This window comes from Arthrobacter sp. B2a2-09, from assembly GCF_027587375.1.
Taxonomy (GTDB): Bacteria; Actinomycetota; Actinomycetes; order Actinomycetales; family Micrococcaceae; genus Arthrobacter.
Genome location: NZ_JAMXIC010000001.1, coordinates 182,532 through 196,657, shown reverse-complemented (window position 1 = coordinate 196,657; position 14,126 = coordinate 182,532). Strand labels below are relative to the sequence as shown.

15 protein-coding genes and 1 pseudogene are annotated in these 14,126 nt (G+C 63.1%); 10 read left to right on the top strand and 6 right to left on the bottom strand.

Translation table 11 applies throughout. The features are described 5' to 3' along the window. Position 1 precedes the first annotated feature (1 nt). From NFJ07_RS00955 to NFJ07_RS00940, 4 genes are read left to right on the top strand one after another with little or no spacing between them, the layout of a single operon-like run. Positions 2–940 carry an ABC transporter ATP-binding protein gene (locus tag NFJ07_RS00955; protein WP_269991824.1) on the top strand — a complete coding sequence of 313 codons (939 nt, stop codon included), beginning with the start codon at positions 2–4 and terminating at the stop codon, positions 938–940. Beyond that, positions 937–2,046 carry an ABC transporter permease gene (locus NFJ07_RS00950; protein ID WP_269991823.1) on the top strand — a complete coding sequence of 370 codons (1,110 nt, stop codon included), beginning with the start codon at positions 937–939 and terminating at the stop codon, positions 2,044–2,046. Before NFJ07_RS00955 ends, NFJ07_RS00950 begins: the two co-directional genes overlap by 4 nt. Then, the gene (locus tag NFJ07_RS00945) at positions 2,046–3,146 is read left to right on the top strand and encodes an ABC transporter permease (RefSeq protein WP_269991821.1); all 1,101 of its coding nucleotides are present in this window, start codon (positions 2,046–2,048) and stop codon (positions 3,144–3,146) included. The genes NFJ07_RS00950 and NFJ07_RS00945 overlap by 1 nt, the downstream gene beginning before the upstream one ends. Positions 3,147–3,195: 49 nt before the next feature. Then, complete coding sequence (locus NFJ07_RS00940) at positions 3,196–4,098, top strand: pyridoxal-phosphate dependent enzyme (protein WP_269991819.1); 903 nt, start codon at positions 3,196–3,198, stop codon at positions 4,096–4,098. Positions 4,099–4,132: 34 nt separating this feature from the next. Here NFJ07_RS00940 and NFJ07_RS00935 read toward each other — a convergent pair whose 3' ends face one another. After that, positions 4,133–5,059: a LysR family transcriptional regulator gene (locus tag NFJ07_RS00935; RefSeq protein ID WP_269991818.1), complete on the bottom strand. Its 927-nt coding sequence runs from the start codon at positions 5,057–5,059 to the stop codon at positions 4,133–4,135. 149 nt (positions 5,060–5,208) lie between these two features. Between NFJ07_RS00935 and NFJ07_RS00930 the strand changes: the two genes are divergently transcribed. From NFJ07_RS00930 to NFJ07_RS00910, 5 genes and pseudogenes are all read left to right on the top strand, one after another. Further along, complete coding sequence (locus tag NFJ07_RS00930; RefSeq protein WP_269991817.1) at positions 5,209–5,649, top strand: VOC family protein; 441 nt, start codon at positions 5,209–5,211, stop codon at positions 5,647–5,649. A 57-nt stretch (positions 5,650–5,706) separates the two neighbouring features. Continuing rightward, positions 5,707–6,417 carry an SDR family NAD(P)-dependent oxidoreductase gene (locus tag NFJ07_RS00925; RefSeq protein ID WP_269991816.1) on the top strand — a complete coding sequence of 237 codons (711 nt, stop codon included), beginning with the start codon at positions 5,707–5,709 and terminating at the stop codon, positions 6,415–6,417. 75 nt (positions 6,418–6,492) lie between these two features. Then, the gene (locus NFJ07_RS00920) at positions 6,493–6,792 is read left to right on the top strand and encodes a muconolactone Delta-isomerase family protein (RefSeq protein WP_269991815.1); all 300 of its coding nucleotides are present in this window, start codon (positions 6,493–6,495) and stop codon (positions 6,790–6,792) included. A 67-nt stretch (positions 6,793–6,859) separates the two neighbouring features. Then, entirely contained in the window at positions 6,860–8,011 is a 1,152-nt protein-coding gene (locus tag NFJ07_RS00915) for a YbfB/YjiJ family MFS transporter (RefSeq protein WP_269991814.1), read from the top strand. A gap of 197 nt (positions 8,012–8,208) precedes the next feature. After that, a pseudogene (locus NFJ07_RS00910) lies at positions 8,209–9,124 on the top strand (IS5 family transposase). Positions 9,125–9,193: 69 nt separating this feature from the next. Here NFJ07_RS00910 and NFJ07_RS00905 read toward each other — a convergent pair. After that, positions 9,194–9,487, bottom strand: coding sequence for a hypothetical protein (locus tag NFJ07_RS00905; protein WP_269991813.1), 294 nt, complete (start codon positions 9,485–9,487; stop codon positions 9,194–9,196). Between the two features lie 71 nt (positions 9,488–9,558). Continuing rightward, entirely contained in the window at positions 9,559–9,825 is a 267-nt protein-coding gene (locus NFJ07_RS00900) for a GlsB/YeaQ/YmgE family stress response membrane protein (RefSeq protein ID WP_269991812.1), read from the bottom strand. 377 nt (positions 9,826–10,202) lie between these two features. Between NFJ07_RS00900 and NFJ07_RS00895 the strand changes: the two genes are divergently transcribed. Continuing rightward, positions 10,203–11,108, top strand: a complete 906-nt coding sequence (locus NFJ07_RS00895; protein ID WP_269991811.1) for a transglycosylase domain-containing protein — start codon at positions 10,203–10,205, stop codon at positions 11,106–11,108. A gap of 35 nt (positions 11,109–11,143) precedes the next feature. On the opposite strand, the gene NFJ07_RS00890 is transcribed toward NFJ07_RS00895, so the two are convergent. From NFJ07_RS00890 to NFJ07_RS00880, 3 genes are all read right to left on the bottom strand, one after another. Continuing rightward, positions 11,144–11,788: a hypothetical protein gene (locus NFJ07_RS00890; RefSeq protein ID WP_269991810.1), complete on the bottom strand. Its 645-nt coding sequence runs from the start codon at positions 11,786–11,788 to the stop codon at positions 11,144–11,146. 77 nt (positions 11,789–11,865) lie between these two features. Continuing rightward, entirely contained in the window at positions 11,866–12,897 is a 1,032-nt protein-coding gene (locus NFJ07_RS00885; RefSeq protein ID WP_269991808.1) for an aldo/keto reductase, read from the bottom strand. Positions 12,898–12,905: 8 nt separating this feature from the next. Further along, complete coding sequence (locus tag NFJ07_RS00880; RefSeq protein ID WP_269991807.1) at positions 12,906–13,778, bottom strand: NAD-dependent epimerase/dehydratase family protein; 873 nt, start codon at positions 13,776–13,778, stop codon at positions 12,906–12,908. Between the last annotated feature and the right edge of the window lie 348 nt (positions 13,779–14,126).

Below are 14,126 nucleotides of genomic sequence, written 5' to 3'. Positions count from 1 at the left end.
CATGACCGAAACGGCCATTGAGCTCATAGGCGTCACCAAGCGATTCGGCTCCTTCACCGCCGTCGACGACCTCAGCCTGCAGGTTGAGCGCGGGGAGATTTTCGGCCTCCTCGGGCCCAACGGCTCGGGCAAGACGACCACCATCAACATGATCAGCGGCTTGAGCCTCCCCACTTCCGGCGCCATCACCGTCCTCGGCATCGACGTGCTGGCAGATCCCCGCAGGATCCGACGCTCCCTCGGAACGGTCCCCCAGGAGAACGCACTTTACGAAGAACTCACGGCCGAGGCCAACCTCCGGTTTCATGCCGACCTCTTCGACGTGCCCAAGCATGGTCTCGAAAGGAAGATCACCTCGCTGCTCGAATTGGCGCAACTGGAGGAACGCCGGAAGAGCCGCGTCGCCACGTTCTCCGGCGGCATGAAGCGCAGGCTGGCACTCGTCCGGGCAATGCTCCACGAACCGGAGCTGCTCTACTTCGACGAACCGACCCTTGGAGTCGACGTGCAGAGCAGGCATGCCCTCTGGGACCGGATCCTCGAACTCAAGGAGAGCGGTACCACCGTACTCATCACCAGCAACTACCTTGAGGAGGCGAATGCCCTTTGCGATCGCTTGGCCATCATCGACCGCGGACGACTGGTGGCGCTCGATTCGCCGTCCAAGCTGCGCCGTAGTTTCGGTGACACAGTGCTTGAAATGCGCACACATCCGGCGCCTGGGGAAGACATCGTTCGAAAGGTCCGCGCACTCCCCGGCGTTGTCTCGGCAGTTGCTTCCAACAGTTCGCTGAAGGTCACTGTAGAGGGCGGTGCCGACGTCACAGGCAAGGTCGTGACGGAAGTCGTCGGAGTGACAAGCCTTGAAGATATCCAGAGCCGCGAGCCAAGCTTGGACGAGGTATTCCTGAGCCTGACAGGCAAGGAGCTCCGGGAATGAGCGCCCGCCATAACCTCCGTGTGATCCGGGCGGTGGCGGCCACGGACGTCCGGCTCACCCTCCGCGAGCCGCTCTTCGCGATCATCGGGGTCCTCATCCCGATCAACTTCCTGCTGCTCTTCCTCCTCTTCGCAATCAGCGGGGGCCAGGCGCCGATCGCCGTGGTGATGAATGACCACGGGCCGCTAGCGGAACGCTTCGTTCAGGCCATGGGCGGCTCACATTCGTTTATCATCCACGCTGCTTCCTCGGCCGAAGCGGAAAGTGAGATCCGGGCAGGCAACATCGTCGCCGTCGTCACCGTGCCGCAAGAGTTCGACGCCGCGCTCGCCGCCAAAGCGCGAATCGACATTCCCGTGGAAGTCAACAACTTGAACGTCGACTTCACCAACGACATCCGCCGGGCCGTTCCGCTGTCCATAACGTCCTTCTACGCGGATGCCTTCCCCGACCAAGTGGTGGTGACCGCCCGCGAATCCGACGTCCAAGTCCAAGACACCGGCTACATTCCCTACCTCGCCGTAAGCATCATGGTTGCCGGCCTGATGCTCGCGTCCCAACTGCAAGGCAGCGTCAATACAGCGCGGGACTACGAACTCGGGACCATCAAGGAACTCGCATTGGCGCCTGTGAGCCGTTTGACCATCGGTGTAGGCAAGGTACTGGGAGCCGCCGTCCTCGCGGCAGCGTCCGCGCTGCTGCTACTCGCCGTCGTGGTCCTTTTTATTGGAGTCCACCCGCTCCATCCCCTCGAAGTATTGGGCTTCGGACTCCTGATACTGGCGGCGTTCCTCGCCCTCGGCGTCCTCGTCGGGACGCTGGTCCGTCGGCGACAGCAGGCAATCCCCCTGTCCATCGCGGCCGTCCTACCCCTGTTCTTCTTGAGCGGACCGTTCGGGCCGGCGAACTGGCTCGGCGCAATCCCCGGCGGGATCGCCGCGATATCGCCCCTCACGTATGCGATCGCCGCCTTCCAGCACGCCTTCCACGGTTACCAGACCGCTCCGCAAGGCCTGGCCGTCGACGCGATCGTGCTGGGGGCCTTCACCTTGGTGGCCGTCGGGTTCGCGGCATTCGTGTTCGGGCGGCGAGGATCGAGGCAGTGATGGGAGCGCGACGCGCGGTTCTCGCAATTGCGGCTAAAGACATCCTGACGTGGTTCCGCACGCCGACGGCGATTCTGGCCAGCCTGCTGCCGCCCGTCGCGTTCCTGCTGATCATCTTCGTGGTGGCCGGGGCGGTCGGCCGGAACCCGGTCGCGCTAGTGGTCGAGGACAGCGGGCCGCAGGCGCAACGACTCGTATCCATCCTTGAGGACTCGAACGCCTTCCGCGTCCAGCGTGCCGACCCCGTTGAAGCAACGCATCTGTTGGACACCCTTCAGGTTGCGGCGGTCATCACGGTACCCGCCACGTTCGACGACGACTACGGTGCACAGCGGCCCGACCCCGTCAGCGTGCAGATCAACAACCTTAACCTCGACTTCACCAACGATCTGCGCCGTTCAGTGCCAGCGGCCATTACCAACTTTTATGCCGGCCAGCCGGACACGCCGATCATGGTCGGCATCGCCGAATCGGACCTGAGGCCGCACGACGTGGACCTGGTCCAGTTCCAGCTCGTGCCGATCCTCGTGCTCCTGCTCACGATCATGGGGATCGTCAACGGCGGGCTGGCTGCCGCCCGCGAGTTCGAAGACCTGACCATCAAAGCCCTGCTGCTCGCCCCGATCGGCCGCGGGACGCTGATCGCCGGGAAGATCCTGGCGTGCTGGGTAACAACGATGCTGGTGGCGGCGGTGGTTCTGGTGTTGTCGTTCGCCTTTGGGGTCCTCCGGCCTGCCGGCTGGTATTGGTTGCCTGCGCTGGCCGCGATCGGACTGATCGCGCTGGCCGCCGCTGGGCTCGGTACTGCTTTGGGAGGTGCGCTGCGGCGCTTCTCAGCCGTTGCCGGGGCCGGAATCAACCTCTCGATCTACCTGTTCTTCCTCAGCGGAGGAATCAGTGTTGCGGCGTTCCTGCCGGATTGGATCCAGGCCATAGCGCACTTCACACCGACGTTCTATGGGGTGGATGCGCTGGAGGCTGCAATCTTCTACCAGTCGACCGACAACCTGGGCCGGGACCTGACGGTGCTGCTGGCGACGGCCGTAGTCGGGCTCGTTTTGGGCACCGTGTCGCTTCGGCGGCGGCTAGTCGCTTACTGACCTCCGATGCCCGCCCTCCGTTCCCGTGACCTTTGACACGAAGCTATGGATGGAAGAGAAGATGCAATTCTTTCAACGGCCGACACCGGTAGAAGCGGTACCCCGGCTAGCTGCGGCCCTCGGCATCCCACGAGACCGGTTGGTCTTCAAACGCGATGACCTGATGGGCCTTGCGGGCGGTGGAAACAAGGTGCGTAAGCTCGAAATCACCATGGCGGACGCTGTAAACCACGGTGCACGCGTCCTCATCACCACTGGCGCTCAGCAAAGCAATCACGCGCGGCTCACGGCTGCCGCGGGAGCGCGCCTTGGAATGCAAGTGATACTCGTGCTTCGAGGAGAACGCCCGGAGAAACTCACTGGCAACCTCCTGCTCGATCAAATCTTGGGCGCTGAGCTTGTATTCGCCGGGACCTCCGACACTGAAGGCATCGCCGCAGAATTGGCGACCGCACGCGACGCGTTTCGGATACCTTTCGGCGGAACGAACGCACTTAGCGCGGAGGCGTATCGGCAAGCGGGAATGGAGCTACTTGAGCAGGTACCTGATCTGGGGAGCGTCACCGTGGCAGTAGGCTCGGGCGGGACGATGGCCGGCCTCGTCGCAGCGATTGGGGCGGAGCGCGTACTTGGCGTTGACTCTGGAGCTCTCAAAGATGCGCGAGCCACGGTCGCACGCCTCATCGACGAGATGGGTTTTGCCAGCGGTGCGCTTCGCATTGATGGGGAGCAGGTCGGCGCCGGATACGAGTACCTCACGGAGGCGGCACGAGAAGCGATAGATCTGACCGCTCGGATGGAAGGCATTATCCTCGACCCGACATATACCGGGCGTGCTATGGCCGGCTTAATCAGCGCGGCACGCCACGATCGTCTACCAGAAGGCACAGCAGTATTTCTCCATACAGGCGGGCTGCCAGGTCTTTTCGGCAACGAGCAAATCCACTCGTAGGGGTGCGAACTGTCGACCGCTCGGCGGAAACGCATCACGCTTGCTCTCCAGTGGTTTGGGGCCAGTGGGTTTCGGTAGGCGGTATTCGCCACCCGGCCGCCGAGGCACCGTCGATCAACGTTCGGGTCGCGCTCGTGACCATGGGCCGCGTGTCATCCGCGCGGTGCAGCAGATCCCAAGCCCACAACGGTACAGGGGACGTGACAGGCCGGCGGGTCAAGGTGGGCGGCATCGGCGCCGCGTGACGTTTGGGCGACTGGAGCACTGGCCTCCTCAAACGGGCCACGTGCTCAAAGAATGCGGGTCCGGTAATGCCGCCGTCGTCGATGTGTGTGACGGACGCCCCGCTGGCTTCCGCGAAGGCCAACGCGTAGCGGTTCCACGAGTCCCAGGACGCTTCGTCAACATCGACGAGGACCGTGAGTTCGGCTGCTGGCACACTGTCGTGACGAGTCGCGTGGTGGGTGCCTGGCATGACCGCTTGCAGTCGCTCGTACTTTAAAAGCTCGGCGGCCAGGTTCTGCCGCGCAACGTCGGCCTTCTCAATCCACGCGATGGCAAGGTCGAGGCTGCCTTCGGCCACCCGCGCTGCCTGAGTGTGGGATGGCAGGACCCACTCGTCGATACGGATCCGAAGGTTGGGCATTGTCGCGATCCCTGGGGGCAGCCAACTGACATAGCCCAGCCGCAGCGGCAACTGTCGGTCGCCGTTGCGAGCCCGGTCGAACGCTCGTGCGGCGGCGGCCAAGACCTCCCGGGCATCAGTCAGGAACTCGCTACCGGCGGGCGTCAACTCGACGTGCCTGCGATCGCGGATGAGGAGCCGAGTCCCGAGCTCGCGCTCGAGGTTGATGATCTGCTGGGAGAGCGACGGCCCGGCAATGTGTAACCGCTCTGCGGCTCGACCGAAATGCAGCTCCTCGGCGACAGCGACGAAGTAGGTGAGCTGCCGGAGTTCCACGAGATTGATTGTACAGCCGGGATGACCGGTGAGAGGCGGGGCCTACCAGTGTTCGGATACAAGTCGTGGACTGCAGACGGGCACACGGGTTGACTCAGAGAAAGGGCACCCGCCCGGCAACCAACAAACACAGAAAGCGACAGATAGCCATGAGTGCAAGCATCCCGATGAACCTCGAGGTCCAGGTCATCGCGGTATCGGACCCCGACCGATCCAAGAAGTTTTACGAGCAACTGGGTTGGCGCCTCGACGAGGACGCCGCCCCGATGGAGGGGTTGCGCATTGTCCAGTTCACCCCGCCGGGCTCGAGGACCTCGGTCGACTTCGGCATAGGTCTGAACTCTGCCAAGCCGGGCTCAGCCGTGAACACGCTCGTCGTGTCCGACATTGAAGCTGCCCACCACGAACTCGTCGGGCGTGAAATTGAGGTGACTGACATCTGGCACGGTCCACCGTTCCCCGTTGAGGCGCGGCAGCCCGGCGTCGACCCAGAACGCACGAGCTACGGGTCCTTCTGCTCCTTCGAAGACCCCGACGGCAATCTGTGGGTCGTCCAGGAAGTCACTGATCGCCTCCCCGGCCGCATCTAACTCGACTGAACAGGATGTCTCGCGGAATTAGATCGTTCGTCCGGTGAGGAATGTGAAATGACCGAATCAGCCAAAGTTGCGATCATAACCGGCGCGTCGCGGGGAATAGGAGCTGGCCTGGTGGCTGGGTTCAGAAGCCTGGGCTACTCGGTGGTGGCCAACTCCCGCTCCATTGGAGCGTCCGGGGAGCCGTGGATCATCTCAGTGGCCGGTGATATTGCCGAACCTGCCATTGCCGAGAAGGTGGTGGCCTCGGCGATCGAGCATTTCGGACGCGTCGACACCCTTGTGAACAACGCCGGTGTCTTCGTCGCCAAACCCTTCGAGTCCTATTCGGCGGAAGACTTCGAGAGCGTCCTGCATACGAACCTTGCAGGGTTCTTCAACGTCTCCCAGCTCGCGATAATGCAGATGCTGAAGCAAGGATCCGGACACATCGTCAATGTAACGACGAGCCTGGTAGAAGTAGCCGATTCAAAAGTCCCATCGGTCCTCGCCTCCCTCACCAAGGGCGGCCTCGCGTCGGCGATCAAGTCGCTCGCCATCGAATACGCATCGCGAGGTATCCGCGCGAACGCGGTCTCACCCGGCATCGTCCAAACCCCGATGCACGACCCCACGACCTACGAGGGACTCGCCGGCCTCCACCCATTGAAGCGGATGGGAACGATCGACGATGTTGTGCGGGGTGTGCTCTATCTCGAGCAGTCACCCTTTGTGACAGGGGAGTTCCTTCACGTCGACGGTGGACAGAGTGCAGGAAGATAAGCCCCAAATACCGGTTTACCTCACTTTGATCACCGAAGAGGGCGCCACTTCAACAACTAGAAAGAAAGCAGTCCCATGGAATTCCTCACCACCCTCACCACGAACGTCCCACATGGAACCCGAGAATCGATTGTCGACGCTACCAAGGATCGCGAGGCTATCCGCGCTGCCGAACTGGCGCAGATGGGCCACCTCCTGCGCTTGTGGAGGCCGCCCACAGAGCCGGGTGAGTGGCGCACTCTCGGCCTCTGGAGCGCCGACACGGAAGCCGATCTCAAGGAAATCCTGGCCTCGCTCCCGTTGCACGTGTGGATGACTGTTGAGATCACGCCACTAAATCCACACCCGAACGATCCCGTGGCGGCGAAGGCCTGACCAGCATCGCGGGTACAGACGAAAGAAGCGCGTACTCCACATGTCCCTTGCCATGAAATCTCGGCACATGGCCACGAAAGGCCCCAACTCGTCGCCGTGGAGTGTCGTTGGGCAAGCTGCTGCAGCCCTCGCCGTCGGGATGGGCGTTGGCCGTTTTGCCTACACACCCATTCTGCCGCTCATGATCACCCAAGCCCACTTGTCGCAGCAGGCCGCCGGGCTGATCGCCACCGCCAACTACTTCGGATACCTGCTAGGCGCGATCGCCGTAATCATCCTTCCGCGGCTTTTGGAGTCGACATTCACACTACGAACGTCACTAGTAGTCCTCACCGTGACCCTGGCAAGAATGCCGCTAGCGGACAACGTCACGGACTGGCTGTTGCTGCGGATGGTTGCGGGCGTCGCCAGCGCTTTGATATTCATAATCGCTGCGAGCTCAATGTTCACCCGCCTCCACGAGTACGGCAGCCACCTAATCGGTTGGGGTTTCGGCGGAGTCGGGGCGGGGATCGCAGCATCCGGATTACTGGTCTCGCTGCTCCGCGACCTGTCGAACTGGGGCACTGCTTGGATTGCTTCTGCGGCGCTGGCCGCGATCTTTTCCACTCTCTGCTGGACACTAACGACCCGCCCGCCAGTTTCCACAACAACCGTGACCCCGACGCCGACGCACCCAGGCCCACTCCTCTGGTTCGTCCTCATCTTGATCAGCTATTCCCTTGAAGGAGTCGGCTATATCGTCGCCGGGACGTTCCTCGTAGCCGCGATCGACCAGTCGGCGCCGGGCTTGATCGGCGCTGACGCCTGGACGCTGGTCGGCTTGGCGGCCCTCCCATCGACAGCTTTTTGGGCGTGGCTCGCATACCGATTCTCGCGAGCGACACTGCTGGTTGCTGCCCTTGTCGCGCAGGCGATCGGTATCGCTCTTCCTGCTTTATTTGCAGGCGCAGTGCCGGCACTAATTTCCGCGTTTCTGTTCGGCGCGACATTCCTGGGTATCGCAACGCTCGCCCTCGGCATCGGCTCTCACCTGCAGTTCCCACGCGCCATCGCACTTCTCACAACGGGATATAGCGTCGGCCAGATTCTCGGTCCACTCATCGTCACGCCCTTCGTGAGTCACGGCTACCGTGAGGCGTTACTTCTCGGTGCGGCCGCGGTAGTCGCAGCCGCGGCCGCCGCCGGGGCTTTGCGGATGAAGGCACCAGATGCGTGACTCTTTGACCGACCGTGGCCAGCACTCACACCCCGGCGAACCTGCGGAGCGGCCTGAGACGATCGCCCACGTCACCGACCCCGACTTGTTCGTCCGGGACCGGCCCGTTCCTGCGCGGCCCCTCGCACCTGCCCGTCGACATCGACGGCGTCGTGGCAGGCCACTAGGGCGTGTTGCTAAACCAAGTTTTCCGTTCGATGGGGTTGACTTGGGCGGTGGGCAAGCGCGATCTGATCACAGACGATGTCTGGGCGGTATTGGGCCCTTTCTTCCCTGCGTGGAAGGGCAACGGGCGTCCCGTGGCCGACCGCCGTCTGGTGGTGGAGGGCACCGCGTGGAAGTTCCGTACCGGCTCTCCGTGGCGTGACATGCCCGAGCGGTTCGGGAACTGGAACACCGTGTTCAAGAACTTCAATCGCTGGGCCAAGGACGGCACGTGGGCGAGCGTTTACGAGCACGTGCTGTCGCGGGCCGATGTCGCTGGCGAGTTGGACTGGGTCGCGTCGATCGACTCCACCATTGTGCGTGTCCACCAGCATGGTGCTACGCTTCCGCGCCACACAGGGGGCACCGTCGAATTACAGGTTTCTGGGACCTGAACCACCGGACCATGCGATCGGCCGCTCATGTGGGGGCCTGACCAGCAAGCTCCATCTGGTCTCCGACGGCAAAGGCAGGATGCTCGGCGCGGTGCTCACAGGCGGCAACGTCAACGACACGACGATGATGGCCGAGACGATGGACACGATCCGGGTTCCGCGCGCAGAGCGGGGACGGCCTCGGACCCGCCCCGACCGGGTCCTCGCAGACAAGGGCTACCCCTCCAGGGCCAATCGGGCCTGGCTGTCCCGGCGCCGCATCAAAGCCACCATCCCTAAGAAACGCGACCAGGTGTCCAACCGTCGAAGGAAAGGCTCCTCCGGGGGTCGCCCACCGACCTTCGACCCAGGAATCTACAAGGGCCGTAACGTCGTCGAACGGTGCTTCAACCGCCTCAAGCAGTGGCGAGGCATTGCCATGCGAAGCGATAAGACCGCCCGCAACTACATGGCCGCCGTCCATCTCGCATCAACACTGATCTGGCTCAAGACCAGCTTCAGCAATACAACTTAGCCGGTGACCTCAGGGACGCTCTGCGCAGCGAAGTGGTGAACCGCCATGTGTCGTCAAGTCGAGAGCCTGCTATCTCCAGACGATCCGGCTCACGACGCGCGCCTCAGCGTCGCGCATCGCTGCATCGATCGTGTCGTAGCCGGCCGAGTCCGGCCACGTTCGCTCAACTGTCTCCCCGGCGTGCCGAAACCGCGCGTAATAGAGCAACCCCTCGTCGCCAAGCGCTTGGGCTGTCTCATCTGGCTCGAGCTGCTCATCAACCCGAGCCAGCTCATACCAAAAGTCGTATGGCAACCCCACAATGTCGACCGGCATCGCAACTTCCCCTGCGTAGACCCAACTCCCGCTTCTGATAATCACCACAGACATAGCATGCCGCCACACTCCATTGGTTGGCCAATGGGTTTAGCAACACGCCCTAGGGCCGAAAGCGCTCAGACCCTGCTTCGGCGTCCTCTGACCAGGCCGAAGATCAGCAGCACGATGATGGCGCCCAGGATGGACAGCAGCCAGGTCCTCAGATCGAAGAAGTCTCCTAATCCGCCGCCGAAGACGAGGGAACCGATCCAACCACCAAGAAACGCCCCGACAACTCCCAGAAGAAGAGTAAGCAGCAAGCCGCCGCCTTGCCTTCCAGGAATAATGGCCTTTGCGATGGCGCCCGCAATCAGGCCGAGCAGAAGAAAAGCGATAATTCCCATTGCGCATCTCCTTTGCAAGCGAAGGCAGCGCCAGTCCGGCGCTCCGCCTCTGAGTTAATCAGCATGCTTACTGACAGGCAAGGCCCCGCTCAAGAAATAGCCAGCCGTCATCTCCCCCGATCACGATGGAACCCTTCACGTAGCTGGCTGAACTGAACAACCAGCAAGGCCCGGTAGACTTTCGTGCCATCCTCTACCCCTTGCAGGGGTGATCGCACGGGACGAGAACCGAAAGCAGACCGATGGACACTCCAACACCACCGACCTCGCCTAGGCTTCCACAGCCGGGGAGGCGCCATTCAACGTGGCGCACTGAGCCCGCGCGGGCGAAAGTCATCAGCTACCCAGTGCCTGTCCCCTTGGAACCACAGGGACCTGTGCCTGAGCATGTGAAGCCGTATGCGACAAAGCCGGATCAGGCCCAGCCGCCGGTTCCCTCAGACGGCAAGAAGGCCAAGCGATCCAAACGGAAGTGGCGCCGCAAGCTCCTCCTGGCCCTGATCGCTCCGTTGGTTCTGATCCAGATCATCGCCTTCATGTTCAGCATGGGCGTGACCCCGCCCCGCACCGCGTACATGCTGGAGGCGGGCGAGCCCAACGTCTACCAGTTCGTCTCGATCAACCACATGAGCCGGCACTTGCTGGCTGCGACCATCGCCCATGAAGACGAACAGCTCGGCACACGCAGCGGGGCCTTCGACGTCGGAGACCTCCAGGCGAGGGCACAGGCATATTTCCAGGGAAAGCCCGACCCCAGCGGTTCCACCATCCCCCAGCAGCTGGTCAAGAACATTTTCCTCTGGGACGACCAAAACGCCGTCCGCAAAGGGATTGAAGCCGTCCTGGCAACTCAATTCAGCTTCACGTTGAGCCCCCAGCGCACCTTGGAGCTCTACTTGAACTATGCCCAGTTCGGCCCCCATCTGTACGGCGTCTGCGCCGCCAGCTGGTACTACTTCGGAACTCCGCCGTGGAACATGTCCGATTACCAGTCTGCGCAGCTGATGGGCGTCCTTCCCCTGCCGGATCTGGTCAAGCGGGACCCCAACGGAGGCATCTACCTGGGTGCGGGCGTCAAGCCCGCTGTGTGGAACCTTGTGAACGGAGCGGCAAACGTCTGGGTCCCCCGGCAGCTTGTTGGCCTAGGCGGATGGCAGGCGGCCGTCGCGACGGTCGGCATCACGGACACGGCCGACAGCCATGCCAACCAGCGCTCCGACAACGACGCGTGCTCGTCCATGCCCCAAAGCGTGAAGGACCGCATCCAGAGCGAGGCCGGCTAGGACCGCGCCCCACACGGCCGGCGTCGTAGCCGGGCTCAACCGCGCGGCGCCGGCAAGTCCAGGTTCCAGTGGCGCGAGACCATCAGCAGCCAGTCGAGGTCGTCCTCGTGGCCAGGTCCGCCGGGTCCTGGTGTGATGAAGAAACGGGACACAACGCGCTGCGAGCCTTCGGCGTCTCCGTAGAGGACATCGACAGTGAAGCCGTCGCCGGCCGCTCCCGCGGTTGCGTTGCGGAAGTCGGCCGACTCCGGGTCCCGGATTGCGACCTGGCAGAATCCGGCGTCGTTGGCCGGCACGTAAATGTCCCGAGTCAGCCGGTGGAAGTCCTCCACTGGCGACAGCGGAGCCCTGGCGTCCGGCGGCAGGTGCCAGCCGTGCAGGACCGCCACTCCTGCACCCGCGTTGCGCACAGACATCAACAGGTACACAGCGTCGTCGCTGATCTCGAGAGTGGCATGGCCACCGCGCACCACCATCCACTTGCCTTCCATGAACCGCACTTTCTGCGGGGCGTCGGACCAGTTGGAGGGCAGCAGGATGGGACGCAACCCATTCAGCAGGGCGCGCTCCGCCAGCCGCGCCGATCGGTTGGCCGATCTCGTGGAAATGAACGTCGCGACGGCGAGAACAGTCGTACCGAGCGCGGTGCCGAGGTTGGAGAGCAGAACCCAGTCGACCATAAGCCACATTCAACGCCTGTCCTGCCTCGTGGGCAATGGACCTCGGGTGTCTACGGAGTCGAATCTGGCGACTGGCGTTACCGGCCGCCCTCGATCTTCCGGCTGCGCTGACTCTGGGCCATCGGACCGTAGGGATAGACGCCCACCCGAGGCTGGCTGACGTGTGTGAGCCGATCGGTTTCCTCGGGGCTGAGTTCCAGGTCTGCCGCGGCCAGGTTGTCCGCCAGCTGCTCCGTGGTGCGGGCGCCGAGGATCACGGAGGTCACGGCAGGCCGGTCCGCCAACCATGCCAGTGCAACCTGGGAAGCACTGACGCCATGATCCGCTGCGATCTTTTCCACTGTCCCGATAACGTCCCAGGTGCGGGGGTCCTCGTTGCGGGCCTGCCACGCCTCCATGCCGCGTTCCGGGTTTTCACCCAGGCGGGTGGCACCGGTGGGCGGTACGTCGCGCTTGTACTTACCGGAGAGCCAACCGCCACCCAAGGGAGACCACGGGAGCAGCCCGATGCCCGCATCCAGGGAAGCCGGAACGATCTCCGATTCGATCTCACGGACCAGCAGGCTGTACTGCGGCTGCAGGGTCACCGGTGCGCTCCAGCCAAAGGCCTTGGCCAGGTGGACGGCCTTGGTCAGCTGCCACCCCAGGAAGTTGGAAAACCCGTAGTAGGCGATCTTGCCGCTGCTGACGGAGTCGTGCAGGAAGCGCAGCGTCTCCTCCAGGGGTGTAATCGGGTCCCACGCGTGCATTTGGTAAAGGTCGATGTGCTCCACGCCAAGGCGGCGCAGCGAATCGTCCAACGCCCGGTTGAGGTGGCGGCGGGAGGTGCCGACGTCGTTCGGCGCAGTCCCCATGGGGAAGCGGCCCTTGGTGGCCAGCACCAGGTGGTCCCGTGTATCGGGCCGTTCGGCCAGCCAGCGGCCGATGATCTCCTCCGATACCCCGGCGCTGTACACATCGGCGGTGTCAATGAAGTTGCCGCCGGCCGCGACGTAGCTGTCCAGGATGGCGTGGGACGTTTCTTCGGTAGCTTCGGCCCCGAATGTCATGGTTCCCAGAGCGTAGTTCGAAACCACGGCGCCGCTGTTGCCCAAAGTGCGGTATTGCATGATGTTCCTCAATCCTCGGTGGGGGTAGTGCGGTTCGAATGGTAGGTGCGCCACGTGTGTTCGGGTTCGAAGCCCAGCAGTCGCCTGGCCTTATCGATGGACAGCATGGTCTCGTGCTCTTCCAGCTTCTTGATCACCTTCACGTCGGGGAACACCTCCGCAGCCAGGCTGGTACTGGACCGGCTCATGACTGTGTCCGCGTTCGCGATGATGAATGCTTCGAACCCCGGCTTGCCGTTTTCGAGGGCCCGCGCCACAGCCTGCGCACCGTCCCTGCCATCGATGTAACCCCACAGGTTCCATTTACGCAGCCTGGCGTCGGAGTCGAAGGACGGAAACCGTTCGTAATCTTCCACGTCCATGACATTTGAGAACCGCAGCCCCACGATGCTCAACTCGGGGTCCCAACGCGTCAACTCGATGGCCATCTGCTCTTCCAAATGCTTCACCAGCGAATAGGTGCTTTCCGGCCGGGCCGGGTATTCCTCATCCACCGGGATATAGGGAGGGTCGACGTCGAACGGCAGGCCCAGCACCGTCTCACTTGAGGCGTAGACAACCTTCTTGATGCCGGCCCGGCGGGCCGCCTGGAACACGTTGTACGTCGAAAGCATGTTGTTCTCAAACGTCGCAGCATCCGGGACGATACCGGGTGCTGGAATGGCCCCCAGATGCACCACGGCATCGAAGCCACTGTGCCGGTCGTCCAGCCCCAAGAACACATCCAGCACCTGACCATAGTCACGCAGGTCAACGATCGCCAGACCCGGGCTCCTTTCGCCCGCACGGTCCAGGTTCAACACCTGGTGCCCGTCCCCGCTGAGCCGGCGCACCACGTGCCGGCCCAGTTTTCCGCTTCCACCAGTGACTGCAATTCTCATCGGTACTCCCTCGATATAGCTCGGCGGTTCCAAATCGAGACTAAGGCAGAACCCGGCTCCGGCGCGTGGCCCTCCCGGTCCTAGGACAGCCAGACACCCCGTTCCCGGGTGATTGCGTTCCCGGATGTATTTCGCCGACACGGCCAACTTTTTCGGCATTTCAACTTGTGCCCCAGCCGCCGATCATCCAAACTGACTACAGATCCGCAGGAAAATGCTTCCGCCGATCAAGCCCGCCGGACTCTACGGCCAGCCACCGCCCCATCACAGAATGCCGGGCAACCCCTCTCGAACCACCGCTTTCCACCTCCCCGGGTGCGCCCGGCCCCGGAAGCCCGTGACCGCCGA